Origin of the sequence: Streptomyces umbrinus, from assembly GCF_030817415.1 — a bacterium.
GTDB lineage: Bacteria > Actinomycetota > Actinomycetes > Streptomycetales > Streptomycetaceae > Streptomyces > Streptomyces umbrinus_A.
Genome location: NZ_JAUSZI010000002.1, coordinates 10,018,807 through 10,042,516 on the forward strand (window position 1 = coordinate 10,018,807; position 23,710 = coordinate 10,042,516).

Below are 23,710 nucleotides of genomic sequence, written 5' to 3' on the forward strand. Positions count from 1 at the left end.
TGTATGGGTGAGGTACCGCATCGGCGTCCGTTGGACGCCGTGATCAGGCACACGGGTGAGAGGGCAGTCACCCGTCGTACCCTGCGGGCGAGGTCAGGTCTGGGTGCGTTCGGTGTGGTTGGTGAATTGGGCGTCGAGCCGGTCGGCGTCCGCGATGAGCCGGTCCGACATCACAAGCAGGGTCCGCGCGTCGAGGTCGCTCTTGCGGCGCGCCTCCTTCTGCCACTGCTCGGCCATGGCCCGCATCATCGCCGTCACACCGTCCCCGGCCACGTACAGGCGGCCCGAGTCGTCGGAGCCGGCGTCGAGCAGCGCGAAGTAGTCCGCGGCTTCTTCGCCGGGGGGCGCCTCGTGCGGCGGTCCGGTGTGCGGGCGACGTGCGTGATTCCAGCGCGCAGTCACGTCGGGTTCCCTTCGTCGTGGCCACGAGTGAGCGACAGACAGGAGAGGCACGCCGTTGCGCGCTCCAGCGAGCGGAAGGCGTGGATGCCTGCGCCGCATCGGTGCAGGCCGGGTATCACGCGGGCGCAGCAGAAGCAGAAGTCGGCCGGGTCGTCCGGCGCCGCGGCGGTCCGTACGTCGAGCACCAGGCTGCGGTTGCTGCAGTCGGGGCACTTCAGCACCGACGGGTTGGGCCCGCCTTGCCGGAGCCGGCCGAGCACGACGGTCAGGTAGGCGTGGGCGGCCTCCGCAGGCAGCGCTGCGGTGCCGCAGAACAGGCAGGCCACCGGGAAGACCAGCGGGGAGAGGAAGTCCTCCGTGTCGTTGCTCGGTTCGTCGGGGAAGCGTTCCACGACGAGTGTCATCTGGTCGCAGTCGGGGCACTGCACCGTGTGGTCGCGGAGCGGCTCGAGGCCGGCCCGCAGCCGCTGCATGCGCTTCTTCACGAAGCCGCGGATCTGCGTCAAGCCGGCGCGGATGAGCGTCATGTCGAACCGGGTGGCCCGGCGTTCGGGTCTGTCCAGGTGCGGGAGCAGTTCCTCGTCGAGGAAGCGGATGAGGAAGTCGAGCACCTCCGTGGCCTGGCTCTCCACTGCGCGGGCGTTGGCGGCCGGTCCGATCAGGCCGTAGTGCTGCAGCGCGTTGCGGCGCTCGGCCAGCTTGCGGAGGGCCTTGCCGTCCTCGGCGGTGATGGCGACGCCGGCGATGTCCCGGAGCCGCCGCACGGTCTCGTCGGGGTCACAGCTCTTGAGGGTGCCCTCTTCGAGTTGGGACCGCGTGGCGGTGCCGGGGTCCTTGAAGACCAGTGTCCAGTGCTCGCGCTGCAGCCGGGCCTTGAGGAGGACCTCGGCGCCTGCGGCGAGGTGGAGAACGGCGTACTTGAGGGCCCGGGCACTGACCTGCTCGTCTCCCATCTCCAGGAGTTCGACCACACTGATCAGGTAGTCCAGGCCGTTGGGGATCGGAGGGAAGTGCACCTCGCTGCCGGGGTGCTCAACGCTTCGGGTCGCCGGGTAGGACATGTGGGTGCTCACCGCGGGCCTCCGTCCGTCCCGGTCCGCAGCGCTGCGGCCACGTCGGGCGGCAACTCCTGGCCGTAGCGGGTGAGTTCGCCGGCAAGCCGGGCTCGCTGCTCGGCGGGCCACGCGGCCAGGGTGGCGGCAACCGACTCGCTGAACGGACGTGCTCGCTTCCGCTCGCGGATCGCCTCGTCGACGCGCGCATCGAGGTCGGGGTAGCCGACGCTGAGCAGGTCGATGGTGGTCAGCACCATGTACGCCAGCGAGTGCAGCTCCCAGTCGGTCTCCCGGCGGTGCGTGGTGTCGTCCTCGCGCAGGGCGAGGGTCTCGCGCAACGGCTCGGCGTCCAGGACCAGTTGGGCCACGCCGTCCGCCGTCGGCGCCTGCTCAGGAGTGATGTGCTGGCCGACGCCGGCCAGCAGGCGGCGGGCGAGGTTGTGCAGGCCGTGGTCGTGCTCGGGGCCACCTGCGTCGGTGCGCTGCTCGCGGGTGTCGAGCGCGCTGCCAAGGCGGGCAGCCTGGTGGGTGAGCCGCGCGGCGAGGTCGGCGGCGGAGCGGGCCGGTGCGGGACGGGGCTCGGGCATGGCCAGGAGCCTAGCGGTGTCGCGGAGCGTCGCGATTTGTGCGCGACACCCGTCGCGCACACGGCAGTTGAAAGATCCCGCATCGGCTCAGGCGCCAGCGGTTAACCCTGTTCCTCGTCGTCGTAGTCCATGGGCTCCTCCAGCCCATAGCGGTCCTCCTCCACCGCGTTGTCCCAGCACCTTCCGCACAGGGCCTGATCGCTGTCGTCTGCGTGGTCGATTGGCCGTGAGCACCGATCGCAGGGCACGAAAGAAGGGAAAGCAACGGAGCACGCGAAGCAGAAGGGCACGCCCTTGTCAGGATTGCTGAATACCCGGACACCCCAGCCGAGGGTCCACTCCCGGCATTGCGGACAGGTGTTGAGCTCGCTGAGTTCGCCCCGGTCATCCGCCGGGAAGCAGTACAGCAGCTCCTTCTGCTCCCACAGGGTCGTGCAGAACCTGCATGTGGCAGAGACTGGCTCGCCGTCAGGACCTGCCGCCTCACCGAGCACCAGGGCGGTGTAGCCGCACTCGGGACATCCGATGGTCCGGTTCTCAGCGCCAGCTGTCGTCACCTCACCGCGGATGCGGTTGGTCCTCTTCCGGACGAAGACCTTGATGCTGGCCAGGCCGCCGCGCAGCCGGCGAAGCACCAGTCTTGCCTCGATCTTCTCTCTGTCGCTGAGGTGAGGTAGGAGTTCGTGGTCGACGAAGTGGATCAGAAAGTCGAGGACTTCGCCCGCCCGGGTCTCGATCACGGGGGCCGGGGCGGTCATGCCGAAGTGCTGGAGCTGGTTGCGGTCCTCTTTCAGATGCTTGAGCGCCAGCTTTTCTTTATCCGAGATGCGTACGAGCGCGATGTTCTGCAAGCGGGTGACAGCATGGTCGATCGAGACGCTGGAGAGCGTGGCTTCATCGAGTGCCTTGCGAGTCGCCTGGTGGGGTTCGCTGAAGACGAGGCTCCAGTGCTCGGAGAGCAGTCGGGCCTTGAGGAGCACCTCCACGGCCGCGTGGAGGTGGAGCACGGCGTACTTCACGTCCTGTTCCGTCACCATCGACTCGTTCTTGCCGAGGTGGTCGACAACGCTCGCCAGGTAGTCCAGCCCGTTGCGCACGAGCGGAAAGTCGAGCTGGGCAGGAGCCGAGCGGGACTTGCGCCGTGGCCGCATTTGCGCACTCATCCCCGTCGGCCTATCGGCGAGGGTGTTGTCCTGGAGCTCGTCGTCCGGCGTCATCGTCCCGCCCCTTCATCGCTCTGGCCGTCATGATGCTCGCCTGCTGGTACGGCGTCAGTTCCGGTCGAGGATCCGTCGTCGCCCCGATCGGCGCCTACCCGCGGCCCTCGGCTGAACGTCGTACGCACCATCATGGAGTGCGTGAGCCACCATGACCTCGTCCTTGCCGCCGCCCAAGCCGCCGGCCCCTGCCCGCCCGGTGAAGAGCCGCAGTGGCAGGTCCGTGTCCGCGCCCTCTCGGTCGATCTGTTCGTGCTCGGCGACACCGTCGGACGTGACCTCGAGCGCCTCGCGGCCGCCGTGTCCTCGTCTACAAGGACATGGAGACCCTCGCCTCCAACCCCATGCACAAGGTCCGCGTGGCTGTCCACCTCATGGACCTGGGTCCCGAACTGGAGGCGATCGGCGAGGACGAGGCGACGCGTCCTGGCCGCACTGCCCGGGGCGTGACGCCCGACTGGTGCGCCGGTTCCCCAGTGGGCAGGGTGATTGCATGGACCTCACCCAGAGCACCGCTCCGGTCGAGCATTGCCCGGGCCAGCTTGAGCTGTTCGTGATGCGCACCGTCAGCACCGGAACAGACTGCCGACGTGACGAAAAGACCCCCCACCTGCGCCGAGATCACAGGGCGCCGGTCGGGCGGAATGCCTACAGTCAGGACATGACAGAGCCGACTGCTGGAACCCCTACCGACGACGAGCTCCCGCGGCTCGTCGGAGCGGTAGCGGTGGAATCCGCCCGTGCTGAATGGGCCTCGGCAGCGACGGAGGTGGCGGGAGCCGTCCCCATCGAGGGGGCGGCCGTCTCCTGCTCGGCGAGCAGGGCGGCCACCTCGCGCGCCGGAGCGTCGTCGCTCTCGACGTCAGAGAGATCGGTTCGTTCCTGCATGATCGTCATCGCTGCACCTCCACAGCAGCAGCGGGTTCTTCGGTGGTCTCCTGACGCGACGCGATGATCAGCCGCCGTGATCCACGGACGGCCTGACCCAGCCTGAGCTTCGGGTCCCAACCGCCCAGGACATGAGCGGGGGTGGGCCACGCGTCGAACGTCTCCAGCGTGAGGATGTCGCGACGGCGCACCACCGCGGGGATGTGCAGCAGCGTCAGATGGACGTAGATCATGTGCATGGCCTGCGGTGCTATGTCCTCCGCCGTCACATGCAGCTGCGTCTGTGGGTTCAGGCCGTGCTCCAGCATCGCCTGCGACAGGGCGATAATGAACGCGCCCGCGCCGCAGGTGGGCTCGTACAGATCCGCGAAACCGCGCGTGTTCACCTGCTCGACCACCGAGTCGATCTGCATCTCGGCCATCATCTGGGCGATGTCGTAGGGCGTGTAGTACTGGCCGAGCCGCTCGTTGCCGAGCTCCAACTCCATGTAGAGGCGGCCGAGCACGTCGCAGGGTTTGCGCTGCATCTCCATGGTCACCAGCGCCAGGGCCTCAGCGAAGCGGTCCAGCTCTGTTCTGCTGTAGCGGCCGGCGATCTGGAGGTACTGCCCTTCGCGCGCTTCCCAGGCCTCGCTCCCGCGGACGTCCACGGCGTTGCGCAGAGCCAGCGCTGCCATCTCGACGAAGTTGTCGAAGACTTCGCTCATCCGCTTCGCGCCGGTGTTCGCCGCCAAGAGCTTCACGATCTCCCGGTAGCTGCTCATGCGCTCGGCACCACAGCAACCGGAGCCTCGGAGGTCCGGACGACACGGTGGACTTCCGGATCGAAAGGAAAGACGTGCAGGTTCCAGGAACTTTGAGCGGCGGGCCGCAGGAACCCGTACGGGCGTACGTGAGTCATACGGTGCCCTCGGCTGTCGTGGCTGATTCCGCAGGAGGCTGTGAGTCGTCCTTCTTCGCCTGCTCGGCGAGGATCTGTTTCACCTGCCAGGCCGGTGCCCGTGTTGCCAGGGCGATGTCACGCCGCGTGGTACGCCGCAGAGCCAGGGCGTGCACCGCGGCGCGCAGGGCCTGTTCGCGTGCGTCGTCGGCGGCCCGGAGCGTCTCCAGCTCCGGTGTCACCGGGATGAGCGTGACCTCGGCGCTTACGCCGACGAGTTCGAGTCCCTGCGCGACGTTCGCCTCGGTCGCCCTCAGCGTCCGCCCGTGTGCGTACACCCCGTGCTCGGCAAGGTGCGTTGCCCAGGCCCGGCCGTGCCGGTGGGCCTGGCCCTCGATGGTCTCGCTCACGCCGCGCTCCCCATGTCCTCGATGACCTGCTGGACGAGCGTGTCCGGCACCGGGGAGGGCAGGACGATCTGCCGGGTCCCGATCCGGTAAAGCGTGTGTGTGGCGTTGCTGCTGACCGCGGTGACGGTGAGCCCGAGCCGGGAGGCCGCGGCCCGGATCCGCAGCAGCGGGCCGCCTTCGACGCCCGCTCGCAGTCCCGCGGTGACCTCCTGGGCCTGCATCCACTCCTCCAGGCTCACCACCGGCTTGTGCACGACCTTCGGCGACCACACCCACTGGGAAATGGGATTGCGCCGCGAGAACCCGGCGCGGCCGGTGCGGCTCGCCCGCCGGTTGTACACCTGATATCCCGTCAGCTTTGGGTTCGAGACCAGACCCTCGACCCTGTTGTAGGTCCACTCACCCTCGATCGGGTAACGGTCGGGCTCCGCCTTGAGGATCGCGACGATGTCCGGGCCCTTCAGGTGCTCCTCGCGCCGGAGGCGGCACAGCTCCCGGGCGGCGTCGAACCGGCGTGAGTCGGGGTGCGGAGCGAGTTTCTTCTTCGGCCGATCCGCGCCGAAGCGTCCCTTCTCCCGTGCCGGGGCGTTCTCGTCGATCAGCGTGATGTACGGGTACGGCGCATAGCCGTGGTTCCAGCCGTTGATGGCGTGCTGGATCTGCCCGCCCATCGACATCTCGTTCAGGACGGTGCGGTAGACCTCCGCCTCGACCTGGCCGTAGCGGCGGCTGCGTAGCTGGCCGGACTTGGTGCCACCGACCGGCTCGTTGGCGTACACCACCTCTGCCCCGAGGCGCTCCAGCTCGTGCTCCACGGTGAGGCTGGTCAGCATGGCGCGTGCCATGCGGTCGGAGCGCTCGGCCAGGACGTGGGTGACACCCAGCTGCTCGGCACGGTCCACGAGGTCCTGGAGTCCGCCGTCCCGGGGGGTCGGTACGGCGAGCGCGTCGTACATCTCCTGCGGCCCGAGGCCCCGCAGGTCCGGGGGCAGCATCCCGGACTCGACGTCCCAGAAGTACGCGACGAACTCCTCGCCCTCCTCCAGGCGTTCGGAGGCAAGGACCACCTGCCGCGGGATGGACGAGGCAGGGTTCTGGTGGTCCTTGGTGGAGACACGGCCGAGGAACACCGCGCGGCGAGGACGCGCGTCGGCCTGCCGGTAGTTCGGCAGGTGACTGAGGTCGATGGGCGGGGCGAACGGGTTGGTCATGACGTTCCTACGGACTCGGAGCGGACAGTGGTGTTCTGCTGGGGCCCCGGCGGCCCCTCGAGGGGCGTTCACCGTGCGGCGTGCTCGTTGTGGAGGGTGGCGGCCTTCTTCCAGCAGGCCTCGCGCGATCGTCTCTGGCGTGACGGCCCGCTCGTCCTTGAGGGTGACGTCGTAGGGGTGCAGGAGCCGGGCGAGCGGGACGTGGCCGTGGAGCGCGGAGGATGAAGATCAGCGCGGGGTCGGACAGGGCGTCCGCAGCACCGCGCAGGGACCGGTGGTAGTCGCCGATGTAGAGCTCCCCAGCCGGGTAGCCCGGAAGCGGGCTGCCGTACTCGTTGACGCCCGGGTCCGGCAACTTCCTCTCTCCGCAGGCGAAGGCGCGCGGCTTCCAGGAATCCTGGGCACACGGGTTGGCAGCGGCGGATCAAACGTCACCGGGTGCGTCCAGGTGAACGGGACAAGGCCCGAAGCCTGTGCCATGGCTGGCCGGGTGAACGTGTCGACGGCCGGAGAGGGTGCAAGCGGTCTTTGGGTCCTCGTTGCAGAACTCCACGCAGGTGCAGTCCTGGACCTCATCCAAGGAACTGCCGGAGTCGGGGACCCGAGGTGAGCACCGGTGGCGGTCGGCCATGAGATCGAGGCGGGCCAGCGTCCACCCCTGCCCCTCGCGTCCAGCCTGGGTGGTGATGGCGCCGCACTTCGTGCACCGTAGCCCCTCGGCCACCTGGCAGTTGTCGCTGAGCGCGGAGTTGACGACCTCGAAGTCATCCCGAGGGACTGCCTCGGGCTCACCCACAGAGGCGGTCTCGGCGCCGCCGGTGAGGAACTCCAGGAGTTCCAGGGGCAGGGCAACCTCGTACCCGCGCTGGTGAACACTACGGATGGCAGCGCCAACCCCATCGGTGACAGCAGAGCGGAGACAGCCGTTGGTGGCGGCGGGATCGCGCTCCTCGCCCTCCGGTTCGCTGTACCCGTCCCAGGGAGCCGGCAAGCACTCGATGCCACCTGCCGTAAGGATCTCGTCCAAGCGCTCCCAGAGCCTGCGCACCGGGTTCGTCTCGGGCAGTTCGCGGATGGCCTCAGTCATCAAGACGTGCAGCTCATCCGTGCCCAGTTCGTCAAAGGCGGGTTCCGTGATCACGTCTCTTCTCCTGGGCGTGGATGGTGAATTGGATCGTGTCGGCGGTAGTCAGTCGGTGACGCGGTAGGGATGACCAACCTGCGGCCAGTCCCCGTCGGCGGTGACGTTGTGCGGCCACCGGCACGGGACGGTCTCGATGTGCACGCCGGAATGCTCCTCACAGCGGACCCGGTTGTTCGGGGTGACGTCGGGGAGCGGGACCGGGATGACCACGGTCGGCACGGACCCGAGTTCGGCTTCGTCGTCCGCGTGCTGCTCCAGGGCGGCAGAGAGTGCGGTGTCGCGGATGTTGAGAGTCTGGGTCTCGCCATCGTGGTGGGTGACGAGGGCGGTGTCCTCGTAGCTGATCCAGCCCGAGTCGTCCCTGGTCGGTTCGACCGTGACGGAAGTGACGGCCTTGCCGGTGGATTCACGGTGCTGGAGGGCTTCAACGGCCGCGGATGTGAGCTTGCTGATTTCCATGCCCAGTTCTCCCGTCTTGCAGTCAGACGGTGAGCTCAACGTGAGCGAAGGTCACGGTCTCGCCGAGGACGAAGTCGCCGGTCTTCCCGGCCTCGGCCTTCGAGGTCGCATCCAGTGCCTCACACATCAGGCCACCTCGTTACTGCGCTTGCCCGCGGGCTTCGCAGCGAGGGCCTGCTGCTCGACGTGGCGAGCCGCGATGTACAGGCCCTCGCGGTTCAGGTGCCGCGAGTAGCTCGAGTCGAGGTAGAGCACGGGCACGTCGCCTGCGGCCTTCAGCAGCGCCGGGTGCAGCAGGTGCTTGATCGGGCCCGAGCCGCCGCCGTAGACGTAGACGACCTCGGTCGTCGCGCCGGCCTGGGAGAGGACGTCACCGAAGGAGGAGGCGATCTCGGCGACCAGGTAGCTGGCCTCGTCCTCGACGAAGCCGGCGGCGCGCTGGTGACGGTTCTTCACCAGCACCGACGGCTCCGCGTGGAGGAAGTCGGCCAGCTGCTTGCGCGAGGAGAACAGCAGCGTGGCGTCCGACTCGCTCATGCGCTCCATGGCGTTCATCAGCGCGGTGCCGTAGCCCTCGTCGAGGGTGTCGGCCGCCTCGGGGTTGAACCGGCCGTCGGTGAAGACCGGGAAGTTCACGGTGCCCTCGCCGACGTCGACGCCGATGGTGTTCTGCACCGCCACCAGATCGGAGGCAGAGACACCTTCCACGATGGACGTGTCACGGGCGCGCAGATCATCGAGCAGAGCCTGTGCGAGCGGCTCGCCCTTGTCGGTGATGGCGAACTGCGCGGAGGCACCCTCGGCCATCACCTGGACGTCGACGAACTGCAGACGCACCGAGACGGGAGTGCTGAAGTTCTTGATCGTCACCAGGTGCACCGTCGAATCCGCGCTGCCCAGCAGACCGATGAACTCGGCGGCGTAGGCGTGGCGACGCGCGACGAACTCAGAGATCGGCAATGCCAGGCCGGCGCGCACCTGCACGCGCAGCTCGTGATCGGGCAGCGCGCCGTTCTCGCGGGCGTAGTCGCGCAGGGCCTTCGCGGCGAAGACGCCCAGGACCAGAACCTTGCTCAGCTCCTGATCGGCTTTGGAGTGCTTGCCCAGCACCTCGAACTCGGTGAACTTCGAGCCACGCACAGACAGCGCTGCGCGGCCGAAGATCCGGCGGTCCGACGCCGCCACCAGGGGAGTGGTGAGCGAGCAGTCGATCTGGTTGTAGAAGTCGCCGGCCAGCACGCGGGCCGCATCCGCGTCGGGGAGCGGCACCTTCGGCGAGGTGCGGGAAGTCGAGACAACCGCGCTGGGCAGATCGATCTCGTCGAAGGTCCCCTGCTTCGTGTTCTGGATGACGCCCTTGACGTAGCCGTTGCCGACGTCGATGCCGCCGGTAAGAGTGATGGTGTCGTTGCTGTTGGCGCTCATGAATTCGGTCCCTCGGTGTCTGTGTTGTCTGACTGGAAAATGAAATTGACCGCGTCACTCAGCGCCGAGTACTCGCCATGATTTCGTCGATGGATGCCTGCTTCGGCGGCTCCGGCGGTGCGCTGGGGGCGCGTGCCGCGGGCTCCTCGGCCGTCTCAACCGGTGCGGGAACCGGCTCGGGCTGGGCTACCGGCGCTGGTGTTGTCTTCTCGACGACAGCGTCGGCCTGGTCGGTGACCACGGGCTGCGGCTGAACCGGCCGGGCGGCCGGACGGCAATCGGTTGCGGCCTCGTCGTCCTCGTGCTGCTCGGCGCTCTCCAGCGGCGGCCGGCCGCGACGCGGCAGCTGATCGACGGGCTTGTAGAAGACGTCGATGTACCCGTCGCGCTGAATGGACTCCCGAATGAGCAGTCGCAGCGACTGCGAGATGTCCGCCTGCACATTGAGCCACTCGATCACCGAGGTATCGGCAGCGGGAACGGTCCAGCGGACCTTGCGAGGTTCACCCGGCTGACTCGCCATTGAACTCACCTCGCCCTGCCACTCGCTCCTGTACTTCATCCGGTCGTTCGCCGGATGTCTCTTGCTCTGTCATATGGACTCACCGCCTTTCTTGCCTCCCTCGAATGCGAATCGACGCGAGTCCACTCTAGTGTCCCTGTCGAGTCCTATGCAAGTACCATTCGATACGCTAGTGATGCGCCATTGATGTCCCTGTCGAGTACTGGCAGGGACGCCTACGAGACGCCACAGTGCTCCCGCCTGGGACGACCGCGTGCAAACCGTCGGCATCATGCGCCTGTGTGCCCCCCCTGCGACGCGGCAAGTGCTCACGCGGGACACCTGCGAGGCACCAGCGGCCACAGTGCTGATGCCGAGGGGCCGCATTGGAGTACGGATGAGGCCCCATTGGCGATCCGATCATGTCTCCTGGGAGACACCACCCGGCATCCCTGCACGGGTGAGTCCTCCGAAGGCTCTGTGTGCGACGCCAGTGCTGCACTGTCGGGGCGCACGCGAGACACCGTGAGGACGTGCACAGAGCTCCAAGAGGTACACCGATGTCAGTCGGCGTCTTATGCGTGACCCAGTTGTGTCCTCTGCGTGTCCCGACGAGTCATCTCGGAGACGCGAGGGAGACGCTGTTTCATTGCTGTTTCATGGAGGGCGAAAGGCCTGTAAGTGCCCCTCACCGAAGCCCGTCGGCGGGCACGGCAGCGCAGCCACGGAACGCCGGCGGAGCGAGATCAGCACAGCCGCCGGCGAGCCGTCGGCACGGTGATGGCACTGCGCTGGTGCGACGGTCGGTACGGAGATGTCATGGTCGCGCAGAGGAGAGCTGAAGGAGAAGGAGCGAAGGGGGGTAGGTCCCCGCACGCAGTGAGCGTGCGGGGAACGACTTGCTTCCGCAGCAAAGGCCCCTGGAGGAAGACGACAACGGACCGATGACGCTGGAGCTGCTCGCTGTGCCCGATGGGCAGTTGGTCGCAGCAGTCGGGCCCCTCTCCTTCTGATGCGTCCACGAAGAACCACCCCGGGCTCGCCGCGCAAGCGCGAAAGGGAACACAGCCCGGGGCCGGAACGTGCGTCGACAAGGCAGTGCCGAACGCCCGCCTCGGACGCGGTGCGTGAGGTGCTGGCACGCTGCCGCGGCAGCACCGGAGCAACAACCGGAGCACGGTGAATCCACATCGGTGCAGCCAGCACAACGCGACGGGGCGAGGCCGGCTGCGCCGCCGCAGCGAGCGGTGAAGCAGAGCGTTATCCACAGCCGGAGCGACGGTGTCGCGAGAGGACGGATCCGCTGCGCGGCGAGGGCTGTGCTGCCTGCGGCAGCAGGACGATGAACCGGGGCTGCGCCCCTCAGGAGCAGACCCGTACCCCCGCCTCGCTCGTGCCTCGCGAGGACGGATCAGCATGGGGGTACGGCCGTATCGCGGACGTCGAAACAGCAGTACAGCCAGAAGGTGCGATGACCAGGCGAAACAGCCAGACCCGTACCCCCGCTGCGCGGAGAAGGGGGAGGGGTACGGGTCAAGAGGGTACGGACCGTTTCCCCTGATGTTCCAGGCTTCCGCTAACGCTCCAGCCGTGGAACAGCGATGACGACGACAAGGAAGCAAAAGGGCATAAGGGAACCTGATAACACGTGTCCTGCGGACCCTCGCTTCGCTCGGCCTCTCCGCTGCGCTCCGAGGACGTGTTAGTCGGCATAGCCGACGGGTTCCACCGCTCGCTCCGCTTGCCGGTCCGTCGGTCGCTGGCGCTCCCTCCGGCTATGCCCAGCGCTGCGCTTGAGGGAGGAAGCCCCACCACTGTCCCGCTGCAGTTGTCCACAGATGTGGACAGCAGCAAAGGGTGCAGCAGTGGTGGATCGCCTGGCGCTGAGCGCCTGGCTCAGCGGGAAGTGACGACCCATGCGACGGCTCGCCACGCGATCCATCCGGGAGTGGATCACGCCAGCAAGATCTTCCGAGTCGTCAGCCAGCAAAGCTGGCACGGGAGCTGGGTCGAACATCGAGATCACGCGGACCCCAGCGGGGTCCGCACTCGATGGTCGCCGCCCGCACCCGAGTCCACGAAGAGGCGCCACCATGACGTCCAGCCCGAAACCTCGCCCTACGACACCGGAGCCCGCTGCGAGCCGAAATTGTGACAACCGAACAGCAAAGCCGTCGCCGAGGTGATGTGCGCCGGCGAAGCCAGGGACATCGGCAACGTCGACTTCACCAACGGCGAGAACGGCACGGTCGTCACCGTGCACGTCTCCCGCAGCGATGACGGGATGTACACCGTCCACCTCATGCCGATGTGTGATGACGATCAGATCCACGTCGAGCTCCAGCGGGGGAAGGACCTGGCCGTCATCGAGCCCAGTACCAGCCGGCCGGTATGAACCAGCGACATGCAGGCCGCCACGCCTGCCCAGACATCATGGCCACAGCTCTCGACTCCAGCCGTGGAGACCGCCGAGTCACAAGGAGAGGAGACTCGAATGATTGCTGAAATGATTCCAGAATCGTTCTCGCACGTCGTCCTCATCACCGGTTCCCGCAGCTGGAACGACGAGCAGAGCATGCGCTCGGCGTTCAACGACGCCTGGTGCGACTGGGGAGCGGAGAACGTCACCCGGCCGGTACTCATCTCGGGGCATTGCCCCGAGGGTGCCGACGCCATGGCCGAGCGCCTGTGGCGGGCCGCCGGCTTCGAGATCCGCACCTTCCCCGCCGCCTGGTCGGCTCATAGGAAGCGGGCCGGCTTCCAGCGCAACCAGGAGATGGTCGACGCCGCCCAGGTCTTCCGCGAGGCCGGGGCTCAGGTGTTGTGTACGGCCTTCCTCGACCTCTGCCGGAAGCCCGGATGTCGGCAGCGAGACCAGGAGCAGCTCATGCCGCATACGCCGGGGCACTTCTCGCACGGCACCATCCACTGCAGGTCTCGCGCGCGAGCTGCGGGGATCAAGACGACTAACGTGATCCATCCGGTCTGAGGACGCACGAAGGGCCCTGCAGTGTGCTGCAGGGCCCTTCAGGGACGAACGAGAGAAGTCGGCCAGGAGGCGAACGCCCGGCTCAGCACTACTTGCTCCGATCGATGCCATGCGCCTCGTCAAAGGCCTTCATGATCATCTTCGGGATGCGTCCCCGCCCCGCGAACTCATAGCCGTTCTTCTTGCCCCACGCGCGGATCTCGTCGCGCTCCTCGGGAGTCGTCTCGGGTACGACTCGCTTCTTGGCTGGCGTTGTCTTCTCGGCTTTCCGGCCGACCTTCAGATACGGCTTCAGCGCTTCCTCAAGCTTCTTCTGCTCCTCAGGGGTGAGATCGATTTCGTACCAGGTGTCACCCAAGCCAAACGTCTGTGTAGCCGCATCCGGCTTACCACTTAGATCTGACTCGACAATGCTTCGAATGGCCATGCTGGCGAGAGTAGCCGATGCGTAAGGACCCTGGAAAGTCTGTCGCAGCCATTCGGGATAAGTGTGCCATTTAGAACCCGAATGAGACTCGAAAGTACTGCTGAATGAGCAGAGCAAGAGAATGCTACTGCTAAAATCACAGCAATGTCGGGGGTGTCACCTTTCCCGTTCTCCGCCGACCAACGACCCCGATCGGGAGGCCTCCACCATGTCCATGCTCCAGACCGTCGACGACCATTCGCTCACCGGCGAGGACACCGACCTCTTCGAGCTGCTGTGCCAGCGCAGGGGGTGGTCGGATCAGTACCTGAAGGAGATCGAGTCCACCGAGCACGACGAGCTCCTGGACCTGGCCGAGATGGTCGAGGCCCTTGCGGACGCCCGAGCCACGGGAAAGAAGATCGTCATTGCCCCCGACTTCGATATGGACGGCATCTCCTCCGGGGTCCTCGGCTACGCCGGTTTGTCCGAGCTCGGCTTCGATGTCGAGCTGCATCTGCCCGACTACCGCCGCGGTCACGAGCTTGCGCCCGAGGACATCGCTGAGATCCACGCGAAGTGGCCCGACACGCGGGTCCTGCTCACCTGCGACGGGGGAGTGAACTCCCGCCGCGGTATCGCCGCCGCGCGTGCCCTGGGCTGGATGACGCTGGTGACCGATCACCACGAGGAGCTCGCGCCGGGCTCGACCGCGGACGTCACCGTTGACCCGTGCCGGATGGACGAGACCTATGCCCACACCGGGATCTGTGGTGCGCACGTGCTCTACCAGGTGCTTGAGGCGTACACCCGTGTGCACCGGCCCGAGAAGCGCTGGGAGATCCACCTGCTGCGCCTGTTCGCCGGCCTTGGCACCGTCTCCGACGTCATGCCCGTGCTGTACGAGAACCGCCAGCTGGTGCGCGATGCGATCTCGATCGCCCGCCTGCTGCGCGTCGCCGCGCCGAAGACGATCCCCAATCCCTGGGGTGGGTTCGACGCTGATCCCGATGCCATCGACGTCGAGCAGTCGATCCTGATGCAGCTGCTGCGCACCGAGCCGCACCACCCGGTCTTCCTCCGGGCCTTCGAGGGCTTCGCGATCGTGCTCAAGGCCTTCGCGCAGGTCGGCAAGATCCGAGATGTCGACGACCTCGACGAGGGTTTCTTCGGCTTCTACCTCGCCCCGGCAATGAACAGCCCGCGTCGCACGGGGGCCTCGCTTGAGCCGTGCTTCGCGGCGTTCACGGCCGCCGGCGCTGACGTCAAGCTCAAGGCCGCCCACCAGGTGATCGAGAACAACGAGCTGCGCAAGCATCTGGTCATCGAGCACATGGAAGAACTCGCAGCCGGGGACCAGCCGTTGGCCCCGTGGGTGTACTTCTCGGACGCCTACCCGGGCATGTACGGGCTGCTGGCCAACCGGATGATGGAGCTCAACGGCCACCCGGTCGTCGTCGTCAACCGGCCCGCCGGCTCCGACGATTTCGTCAGCGGCTCCGGTCGCGCACCGGGGTGGTTCGACATCATCACCAGCCTGGAGCCGCACGACGGTCTCAGCGCCATCGGGCACCAGCAGGCCTGCGGCGTCCGCGTCGCGAAAGCCGAGAAACTGGGCGACCTCGTCGCCGTGCTGCAGGAGGCCACCCAGGTCGCCCTGCTCGCCGTCAGCACCGATGGCCCGAACGGTGATCTCGTGCTCGGCCCGGACGCCGACTGCGACGCCAGCCTCGAGGACCTGCAGCCGTTGTTCGAGCTGGTGCGCCGGACCGAGGGTCTCAAGCCCTTCGGGCACGGCTTCACCGCTCCGGTCGTCGAGATCGCGATCGAGCCCCTGGGCCTGCGCGTGGACCGGATCGGATCCGAATCACAGCACCTGCGTCTGGTCACCCGGTCCGGCCTGTCCTGCCTGTGGTGGAACGTCGCCGAGGAGAAGTTCGACATGCTCCGGGGCTTCGTGCAGCGCGCCAGCCGCACCGAGCTCGGGACGCTGCGCTTCACGGCGGCGCTGCAGCTGAACACCTTCCGCGGTGACACCCGCGTCCAGGCCGTGATCAACGAACAGATCACCACGGCTGCTTGAGACCCATAGAGGAGGAGGCCTTGACGACTTCACCGATCACTTCGCGTCTGTTCCGCATCGGGTGGTGCGTCCTTGTACCCTTCGCCGCCGTCGCGGTCTACCTCGGCCTCGGCGTCGTCGCAGTCCGCCTCATCGGAGAGCCGATCGCTGCGACCGCCGTCCTGGACATGCTTGTTGTCGTCCTGGTCGGTTCGGTGAGGATCCAGCGGCCCCGGTGGCTCGCGCATGCGCCGGCCCCGCGGCCGAGGCCGAAGATCCCACGCTCCGGGTGGACCGTCCTCGGCTGCGCGGTCCTGGCCTTCCTCGCCGGCCAGTCGTTGGCCTTGTGGATCTACGTCACGGCCGGGTCCGGCGGCTTCGACGCGTCGAACCAGACCAGGCACGCGGCCGGGGCCATGGCGACCCTGCTGCTCACCCTGGTCGCGGCTCCCGCGGGGGAGGAGACCCTGTTCCGAGGGCTGATCTACCCGTTGCTGCGTAAGCGGGTGAGTGTCCTCGCCTCCACGCTGGTCACCGCCGTGGTGTTCGGCCTGGTGCACGGCAGTGCCGTGCAGTTCGCCTCGGCTCTGCCGTTGGCGGTGCTCCTGGCCCTGATCTACGAACGCACGCGAGTGCTGTGGCCTTGCGTGCTCCTGCACCTGGGCTTCAACCTCGCTGCCGCCCTTGTCCCAGCACAGGTGCTCGGCGCTCTGGCAAACCCCGTCTCCGCGGTGTTCCTGTGCCTGGCCTTTGCTGGTTGTGCCTTGGGGCTCTACCGGCGGGTCGCCGGCGGGACTGCGCCGGGCGCAGTCCAGGGCGCGGGAGGCGAGTCGGCGATGCAGTGATCGAGGTACTCAGCCTCTTCTGAAAAACGATGGTGCCCTCCCTGCGGGACCTGGCGGCCTTTCAGCCGCCGGTGCCTCGTGCGGAGGGCATGCTCGTGGTGACCGGGGTGATCCGGTCACCGGGGGTGACTGAAATAACTATTCAGTCATACTCATCAGGAGAGGAGAGGATCTCATCATGGCTATCGTCAGCACCTGCACGTACGACTCACGAGGAGAGCTCGTCCGTCCCGACACGCTCGACATCAGCCGTGCGAAGATCCGTCTGGACCTCGACACTGGTGAGAGGCCCACCTTCGATCGCGGTCACACCCACGTCTTCGTCGTCTCCGACATGGGCGTCACGGCCGAACAGGCCCGTGAGCGCGTGAACGCGAGGCTGCGCCGGTTCTTCGATCGCGCTGAGGCCGTTTGCGGCTTCCGCGAGATCACGATGGAGAAGAGCCAGAGCAAGAACCGGCTCAACCTCAACACCACGATTTCCTACGAGATCCTCTACGTCGTCGAAGCAGACGAACGATCCCGTAGCCGCAGTCCCGAGTCCCCCAATGCGGGATACCAGCGAGGCTGGAGCACGGTCACCCCTGGGTGATGCGCGCCATCCACGCCTCGCACTCATCAGCACATGCAGAGAGGCCGGAGAGCTCCCTTCCCACGGGGATGCTCTCCGGCCTCTCTGTTTTCACGTTCCAGTGCAACATCGATCACCTGGCGTCAACGATAGCAGCTGTCTTGGATGACTCGCAAGAGCAGCGAATGTCAGTCCAATGCCCTCTCGCTTTCAGTGGATCCTCGTGGACGAACGACTCGGACAGAGTTCTGACTCGCACTCGGAGGGCGCGTCAGGAGTCTTCTGTGAGCCTCAGGACGCCGAGAATGGTCCATGCGACTTCCGGTCCCGCTGAGGTTCGGCCGTGCCGCCTGGGGGCCGCACGGCGGCTCGGCGTGGAAGTCCGCCTCGACTTGGTCGCCAGGGGCCGTATCGAGCTGCCAGCTGTACCACGAGACGTGGTACACCCCTGAAACCGCGTCTGAACTGGGTAAATGCCTGTACCGCGAGGCTCTTTCCCGCAGCGGGTGTACCACGTGAGAGCGCCGACGTGGTACGACGTTTTGCCTGGTCAACCAGTGTTTCCCGCCCATGTACCACGAGTACCACCTCTTTTTGACCTTTTACATGGGGGGCGCGTTCGGGAGTGATCCAGACAGCTCCAGCCTCAGCTCGCCAGTCTGCTCTCATGTCCCCCCTGCGCGTGTATCTAGGCTCTATTTCCTGGTACAAGTGGTACGGGGGGTATGTAAAACCTGTCTGACCTGGGAAATCACCTGTACCACGTGGAAAATGCTACGTGGTACACCCGGCTCTTGAACTCCCGAAATTCGTGCTCTGACCTGGGAAACAGGTGTACCACGTCAGGTGGTACACGTCTCATATACCCGTAGAGGGTATGTGGTGGTCCTCGGGATCCTCCTAGAGAGCGTCCAGCCGATGCTCTGGTGACAGCGGGCTCGGCCGGTCAGAAGAACTCCTCCGCACCTCGACCACAGGCCGGGCGGCTCATGCCGCCCGCGGGTGTGTGGTCGAGCACGAGAAGCCAATGACTCCGTGGGGCATGCCCCCGACGGAGTCATTGGCTTCTCGCATCTCATCCAGGCTCGCGACGCGTGTGGCATGGCCGTGGTGGTCGCGTGTGTCCTCTCTAGTCCCTGTCGGCAGCCCTTTCTCGACCTCTTTGGTGGCCATCCATGACCTCAGTCGATTCTCTTGTTGACTGGTAGCTCAATCGTTGCGAAAGGTCGCTCTGATGACATAGAGTCAAGATTGCGTTCCATTCGATTACGAGTCCAATCGGCTTCCCACGCATTGCCGGCAGGAACTCGATCACGATCGAGAAAGCAGCAACATGGCGCCTCCCGATGCCCTCATGTCCGTTCCTGCCGCCGGTTCCAACGCCGGACCGCGCACCAACCCCGTCGCCGACGTCCTGGCCAGCGTCATGGGGTACTTCTCGAACCGCGACGACATGGCTCCGCAGAACGAGATCGCCACCTACGTCACCGCCGCCTACCTCGACCAGATCGACCCGACCGATCCTCCGATGCCTCGCGTGCTGGAGAAGGAGTTGCTGGCGATCGTGGGCGGCGTCATCAGGGCTGAGAATTTCAAGGCGGCCGCGGCCGCCGAGAAGTACCCCCTGCCGAGATATCTGACGTACTGGCAGGTCGCGCAGATCCTCCTGCGTCTGCACCACGTCATCCGGATCGCGCCCAACGCCAAGGACACCGACCGCGAGTACGACCTGCTGGCGATGTACCAGGCCGCGGGCCGCGCGCGTGGGACGTACACCACCAGCGAGGACGACATCCGCACCACGGCGCGCATGTACAACACCCAGCTGACCCTCAAGGAGTTCGCCGAGGTCCTGGCCGTTTTGCGCGAGGACAGCCCGCGCCGGCACCAAAGTTCGAACCGCGACTTCATCGCCGCGCGCAACGGCATCGTCTTCTACGGTACGGAGCCGCTGGACGTCACGATCTTCGGCAAGGACTTCCACTTCGAGCCCAAGCAGGTCCAACCCTTCGACCCGGCCATCGTGCTGCTGACCAAGAACGACGTCGACTACGTGGACGACGCCCCGCAGCAGGTCATCACGCACCCTGAGGACGGAGATTGGGAAGTCGTCGCCTGGATCGAAGAGCTCTTCGACCAGCCCGGTGACGAGGGCCTCGCCGACCTGATCTGGGAGATCATCGGCGCGATCATCCGGCCGCACGTGCGCTGGGGCAAGACCGCCTGGTTCTACTCCGAGCAGGGCAACAACGGTAAGGGCACGCTCTGCGCGCTCATGCGCAACCTCGTCGGCAGCGGCGCGCACACCTCGATCCCGCTCTCGGACTTCGGCAAGGACTTCGCGCTCGAACCGCTGGTGCGCGCCAACGCGATCATCGTCGACGAGAACGATGTTGGCACCTTCATCGACAAGGCGGCCAATCTGAAGGCGATCGTGACCAACGACGTCATCCAGATCAACCGCAAGTACCGGATGCCGATCGCCTACCAGTTCTTCGGCTTCATGGTCCAGTGCCTGAACGAGTTCCCACGCGTGAAGGACAAGTCCGAGTCGTTCTACCGCCGGCAGCTCTTCGTGCCCTTCACCAAGAGCTTCACCGGAGCCGAGAAGAAGTACATCAAGGACGACTACCTCCAGCGCCGCGAGGTCCTGGAGTACGTCTTCTGGTACGCGATCAACCGCGCCGGCGCGTCATCTCCGGGTGACTACTACCAGCTCTCAGAGCCGGTGGCCACCAAGGAAGTCCTGGCCGAGTACAAGGAGGCCAACGACCCCGTGCGCGCCTTCTGGGAAGAGGTCCGCGGGCGGCTGGTCTGGGACCTGGCACCGTTCACGTTCCTCTACGACCTGTACAAGGCCTGGTTCGCCGACGTCTCTCCGTCGGGCTCCCCGGTGAGCAACAAGCAGTTCATCACCGACCTCGTGGCGATCGTCCGGCCGGATGCCCTGTGGCACTGCCCGGACAAGAACCGCAAGATCCGGCCCGGCCAGATGATGAGCGACCCCGAGACGCTTATCGCCGACTACGAGCTGAAGAAGTGGATGCACCCGAGCTACAGCGGCAGCGATCCGAAGAAGAAGTCTCAGCCGACGCTGCAGGCCAACTACCGCGGACTGCTCAGGAAGCCGGGCGCATCCGCCCCGACCGACGACACCACTGATGAACAGGACTGATGCACCCATGGCTAAAACTGCTGGCGCACTCGGCGAACTCGACCAGGCCGTACTCGAACTCGCCTGCGGCCAGGGCCGCCTGATCACGGCGATGCCCGACGTCGTGCGCGAGCAGCGGATCACCATCCTCATCGTCCGCTCGCAGATCACGGCAGACCCCTTGGAGAAGGCCCGGCTCATGAGTGAGGCGCCCCGGCGCGTGGATACCCCGCGCCGGCGCTCTCCTCACGACTCCCTCTGAGGCCACGCGAGCCTCCTCCCCAGGCACCGGCCGTGATGGTCGGACCGACGAAAAGAGATCCCCATCATGACCACACAGCGAACACCCGTCACGGCCTCGAAGGCGCGCTTCACCTTCTACGACATCGAGTCGTTGTCGGACGTCTTCACTCTGTGCGCCTACACCCCGCGGCCAGGCAGAGCCGTCGACGACGTGGAGATCTTCTTCCTCGCCGACGACCAGCAGCTCTCCGACGCTGTGGACCCGCAGGCACTCTATGAAGCCGTGGTGGGCTCCAACCCGGGCCTGCCCGCGGTGAGCGTCCAGCTGTGGAATCTGCGCGGCGAGCGGGGCAACCTCCGCCTCGCCGAGCTGATGGGTCTCTCGAACGCGGACCAGGTCAACGACCGCAGCGAGGTCTCGTCCTATCCGGCGAGCCTGCGCCCGGTCTGCGACACGGATCCCGAGTACGACCCGCTGAAGCACCCGTTCCTGGCCGGGTACAACTCGCTGAACTACGACATGACCATGCTCGCGCTGTACCTGATGGAGACCTTCCCGGCTCCGCACTCCGGTCGTCTTGTCCAGCCGACCACCGCGCGCGAGATGCGCGAGCACAACGACAAGCTGTTCAACGAGCACATCGAGTACATGCCCGGCTACCTCGGCTGGGACGGCCCGGCCGCCAAGATCCGTCGCGCCATGATGCACTCGGGCCGGCACCTGGACGTCGCCCGTCTCAACGAGCTGCAGACCAAGGTGAGCCTCAAGCGCCTGCTCGGGATGCTCGGCCGCCAGATCAAGGAATCCGAAAAGCTCAGCCACGACACCTCGATCGCTGCGATCGAGGATCTCTACGAGCTGCTGGCCTACAACGTCTCCGACTGCCTGGGCCTGGCCCAGCTCTTCCAGCACCCGGCCTACGCCAGCAACTTCGACCTCAAGGCCGGCCTGCTGGCGCAATACTCCGAGACCGTCTACGCCAAGAACGGCTCGGTGCGCCGGGACCGCCTGACCATCGACTCGTCCTCGGCGAAGTTCGTCGGCCGCATCCTCGCGCCGTACACCTCGCTGAACGACATCGAGGCTGTGTCGTTCCTCTATCCGGCCAAGGAGGTGGCCGAGGAGCAGGGCATCTGCCAGGTCAACGTGCTCGACGAGTGCGTGCGCTTCTTCGAGGAGAACGTGGCCCCCGACCCTGCCAAGAACCCAGCCGCGACGCCCGGCACAGGCGAAGGCGCACCACCAGTTCATGCAGGTCGTCAACTACTACCGCTCGATCGAGGGGCGGAACTTCAACGTCTCCGAGGAGTACCGCGACCTGTTCGACCTCCCGGCCAAGTCCTTGCGCGAGCTGCCGAAGACGCCGAACAACGTGCCCTACTTCCACCGTGACGCCTCCCCGTCGTCCTGCTTCGCCACGTTCAGCACAGGCGGCATCCACGGCGCGGAAGCGGACATGACAGTCTTCGACGCCGACTCCTTCGAGTACCGGGAACAGGCAGCCATGATCGGCCTCGCCCAGCTTTTCTACCCGGACGCGAAGGACTTCGTCGCCGAGGCCAAGCGCCAGCACAACCTGCTCGCGCTGCCCGACGGCACGACCGTCGACAAGCGGCTGGTGCTGCTGGGCTCGGACCCGAAAAAGGTGAGGTACCGCAAGCCGAAGAAGAACGACCCGGACCAGGCCGAGCAGCTCGCGCGTGCGCAGGCCCAAGTGCCGGATCCGGCCCAGCTGCTGGACATTCAGCGCCCGGACACCGAGGCGATGCACGTGCGCCTGGCCGACGGGACCGTGCTCGACGGCAAGGTAGTCCTGGCCGACACCTCGGCGGTCAAGGCCGTCTATCGCGATGAGCCGGCCAGGCGGGCACCCGAGCTGTTCACTGCGAAGGCCGACAAATCCACCAAGCTGCACCCGAAGTTCGCACGGACCTCGGCAGGACTCGTCATCCACGAGGACTTCACGAGCTACTACCCGAACCTGCTGCGCAACATGAGGGCGTTCTACAACCCTGAGCTGGGCGAGGACCGCTACACGACGATCTTCATCGAGAAGGAGCGCCTGGGCTTCGAGATGAAGAAGCCGGGAATCTCCACCGAGGAGAAGGGCCGGCTCGCGACCTTGCGCAACGGCACGAAGCTGATCCTCAACTCGGCCTCTGGAGCTGCTGACGCCGCGCACCGGACCCCGATCAGAATGAACAACCGCACCATCTCGATGCGGATCATCGGCCAGCTGTTCAGCTGGCGGATCGGGCAGGCCCAGACGCTCGCCGGCGCGCGGATCATCTCGACGAACACCGACGGCCTCTACTCCGTCGTCGGCGGCGAGAACGGCTTCGACGAGACGACCAACAACCGAGTGCTCGCCGAGCAGCAGGCCGCCATCGGCATCGACATCGAACCGGAACTGATGTTCCTCATCAGCAAGGACTCGAACAACCGGCTCGAGCTGGAGTCGCCCAGTGAGGACCGGAACGTCGCCGACAGCCCGATCATCACCGCCTCCGGCGGGACGCTGGCCTGTCACGCGGGTCCTACCCCGACGAAGTCGCTGGCCCACCCGGCCGTGATCGACTTCGCCCTGGCCCGCTACCTGCAGACCGTCGCCAGCAGGGGAGAGGCGGCTCTCGCCGAGCCGTTCGATCCCGTGCTGGGCCGGAAGATGACCGAGGAGGCGATCAACCCGGCCGATCCCGTGCGGACGCTGCTGCTGTTCCAGAACGTCCTCGCCGCCTCGCGTGGATCAATCACCTACCCGTTCGCCGCCGACCCGGTCAGCGCCGGGCCCGACCGTGACGACAACGAGGACGCCGATGCGCAGCTGGTGAACCCGCGGGCCCTGCAGATGGTCAACCGGGTCTTCATCGTCCACGACGGCACCGATGGTGCCGTGAGCCTGCACAACGCCGGCGCATGGAAGGTGACCCCGGCCAGCCAGAGCAAGCGGCGCGAGTCCGGCAGCGCCGGGGTGCGACGTGACCCGATCGCGCTGGAGATCCTGCGCCACCACGGGTGGGCGAAGAACCGCAGCGAGGCCAGCACCTCCGACGGCCTCACGCTGCTGCCCGATGACCAGGACGTCGTGATCCGCCGGATCAACGGCATCGACCCGCACTGGTCGGTGATCGTCGTCAACGACGACCTCCGCGCGCTGCCGGCCGCCCGAGTCGAGCAGTTCATCGGGGCGCTCGACCTCGACATCTACACCCGGATGCTCGACGAGACGTTCACCAAGAACTGGAGAAACGCCGCCTGA

At 66.5% G+C, this 23,710-nt stretch carries 21 protein-coding genes; 8 read left to right on the forward strand and 13 right to left on the reverse strand.

The window, feature by feature from the left end; genetic code table 11:
* Positions 1-93: 93 nt before the first annotated feature.
* From QF035_RS44385 to QF035_RS44440, 12 genes are all read right to left on the reverse strand, one after another.
* Positions 94-402, reverse strand: coding sequence for a hypothetical protein (locus QF035_RS44385; RefSeq protein ID WP_307527370.1), 309 nt, complete (start codon positions 400-402; stop codon positions 94-96).
* The gene (locus QF035_RS44390; RefSeq protein WP_307527372.1) at positions 399-1,475 is read right to left on the reverse strand and encodes a hypothetical protein; all 1,077 of its coding nucleotides are present in this window, start codon (positions 1,473-1,475) and stop codon (positions 399-401) included. Before QF035_RS44390 ends, QF035_RS44385 begins: the two co-directional genes overlap by 4 nt.
* Positions 1,472-2,044: a hypothetical protein gene (locus QF035_RS44395; RefSeq protein ID WP_307527374.1), complete on the reverse strand. Its 573-nt coding sequence runs from the start codon at positions 2,042-2,044 to the stop codon at positions 1,472-1,474. The genes QF035_RS44390 and QF035_RS44395 overlap by 4 nt, the downstream gene beginning before the upstream one ends.
* Before the next feature lie 101 nt (positions 2,045-2,145).
* Positions 2,146-3,261 carry a serine/arginine repetitive matrix protein 1 gene (locus QF035_RS44400; protein ID WP_307527376.1) on the reverse strand — a complete coding sequence of 372 codons (1,116 nt, stop codon included), beginning with the start codon at positions 3,259-3,261 and terminating at the stop codon, positions 2,146-2,148.
* A 654-nt stretch (positions 3,262-3,915) separates the two neighbouring features.
* Positions 3,916-4,158 carry a hypothetical protein gene (locus tag QF035_RS44405; RefSeq protein ID WP_307527378.1) on the reverse strand — a complete coding sequence of 81 codons (243 nt, stop codon included), beginning with the start codon at positions 4,156-4,158 and terminating at the stop codon, positions 3,916-3,918.
* Positions 4,155-4,913 (reverse strand): N-6 DNA methylase, encoded by a 759-nt coding sequence (locus tag QF035_RS44410; protein ID WP_307527380.1) that lies wholly within the window; start codon positions 4,911-4,913, stop codon positions 4,155-4,157. Before QF035_RS44410 ends, QF035_RS44405 begins: the two co-directional genes overlap by 4 nt.
* A 133-nt stretch (positions 4,914-5,046) precedes the next feature.
* Positions 5,047-5,439: a hypothetical protein gene (locus QF035_RS44415; RefSeq protein WP_307527381.1), complete on the reverse strand. Its 393-nt coding sequence runs from the start codon at positions 5,437-5,439 to the stop codon at positions 5,047-5,049.
* The gene (locus QF035_RS44420) at positions 5,436-6,650 is read right to left on the reverse strand and encodes a recombinase family protein (protein ID WP_307527383.1); all 1,215 of its coding nucleotides are present in this window, start codon (positions 6,648-6,650) and stop codon (positions 5,436-5,438) included. Before QF035_RS44420 ends, QF035_RS44415 begins: the two co-directional genes overlap by 4 nt.
* A 424-nt stretch (positions 6,651-7,074) precedes the next feature.
* The gene (locus QF035_RS44425; RefSeq protein WP_307527385.1) at positions 7,075-7,791 is read right to left on the reverse strand and encodes a hypothetical protein; all 717 of its coding nucleotides are present in this window, start codon (positions 7,789-7,791) and stop codon (positions 7,075-7,077) included.
* A gap of 48 nt (positions 7,792-7,839) precedes the next feature.
* Positions 7,840-8,253, reverse strand: coding sequence for a hypothetical protein (locus QF035_RS44430; protein ID WP_307527387.1), 414 nt, complete (start codon positions 8,251-8,253; stop codon positions 7,840-7,842).
* 126 nt (positions 8,254-8,379) lie between these two features.
* Positions 8,380-9,678 carry a ParM/StbA family protein gene (locus QF035_RS44435; RefSeq protein ID WP_307527388.1) on the reverse strand — a complete coding sequence of 433 codons (1,299 nt, stop codon included), beginning with the start codon at positions 9,676-9,678 and terminating at the stop codon, positions 8,380-8,382.
* A gap of 58 nt (positions 9,679-9,736) precedes the next feature.
* On the reverse strand, positions 9,737-10,201 hold the full coding sequence (locus QF035_RS44440) for a hypothetical protein (protein WP_307527389.1): 465 nt from the start codon (positions 10,199-10,201) through the stop codon (positions 9,737-9,739).
* A 2,164-nt stretch (positions 10,202-12,365) separates the two neighbouring features.
* Here QF035_RS44440 and QF035_RS44445 point away from each other — a divergent pair.
* Positions 12,366-12,575 carry a hypothetical protein gene (locus QF035_RS44445; protein WP_307527390.1) on the forward strand — a complete coding sequence of 70 codons (210 nt, stop codon included), beginning with the start codon at positions 12,366-12,368 and terminating at the stop codon, positions 12,573-12,575.
* A 111-nt stretch (positions 12,576-12,686) separates the two neighbouring features.
* Positions 12,687-13,169, forward strand: a complete 483-nt coding sequence (locus QF035_RS44450; RefSeq protein ID WP_307527392.1) for an SLOG family protein — start codon at positions 12,687-12,689, stop codon at positions 13,167-13,169.
* 88 nt (positions 13,170-13,257) lie between these two features.
* Here the strand turns inward: QF035_RS44450 and QF035_RS44455 are convergent, their stop codons facing one another.
* Positions 13,258-13,596, reverse strand: coding sequence for a histone-like nucleoid-structuring protein Lsr2 (locus QF035_RS44455; protein WP_307527394.1), 339 nt, complete (start codon positions 13,594-13,596; stop codon positions 13,258-13,260).
* Between the two features lie 208 nt (positions 13,597-13,804).
* Here QF035_RS44455 and QF035_RS44460 point away from each other — a divergent pair, with 208 nt between their 5' ends.
* The 6 genes from QF035_RS44460 (at position 13,805) to QF035_RS44485 (ending at position 23,710) form a co-directional block, all read left to right on the forward strand.
* Positions 13,805-15,658 (forward strand): DHH family phosphoesterase, encoded by a 1,854-nt coding sequence (locus tag QF035_RS44460; RefSeq protein WP_307527396.1) that lies wholly within the window; start codon positions 13,805-13,807, stop codon positions 15,656-15,658.
* Between the two features lie 20 nt (positions 15,659-15,678).
* Positions 15,679-16,482 (forward strand): CPBP family intramembrane glutamic endopeptidase, encoded by an 804-nt coding sequence (locus QF035_RS44465; RefSeq protein ID WP_307527398.1) that lies wholly within the window; start codon positions 15,679-15,681, stop codon positions 16,480-16,482.
* Between the two features lie 178 nt (positions 16,483-16,660).
* Positions 16,661-17,074: a hypothetical protein gene (locus QF035_RS44470; protein ID WP_307527400.1), complete on the forward strand. Its 414-nt coding sequence runs from the start codon at positions 16,661-16,663 to the stop codon at positions 17,072-17,074.
* 1,333 nt (positions 17,075-18,407) lie between these two features.
* Positions 18,408-20,228 (forward strand): DNA primase family protein, encoded by a 1,821-nt coding sequence (locus QF035_RS44475; protein ID WP_307527402.1) that lies wholly within the window; start codon positions 18,408-18,410, stop codon positions 20,226-20,228.
* Positions 20,229-20,235: 7 nt separating this feature from the next.
* The gene (locus QF035_RS44480) at positions 20,236-20,469 is read left to right on the forward strand and encodes a hypothetical protein (protein WP_307527404.1); all 234 of its coding nucleotides are present in this window, start codon (positions 20,236-20,238) and stop codon (positions 20,467-20,469) included.
* A 1,231-nt stretch (positions 20,470-21,700) separates the two neighbouring features.
* Complete coding sequence (locus QF035_RS44485) at positions 21,701-23,710, forward strand: hypothetical protein (protein ID WP_307527406.1); 2,010 nt, start codon at positions 21,701-21,703, stop codon at positions 23,708-23,710.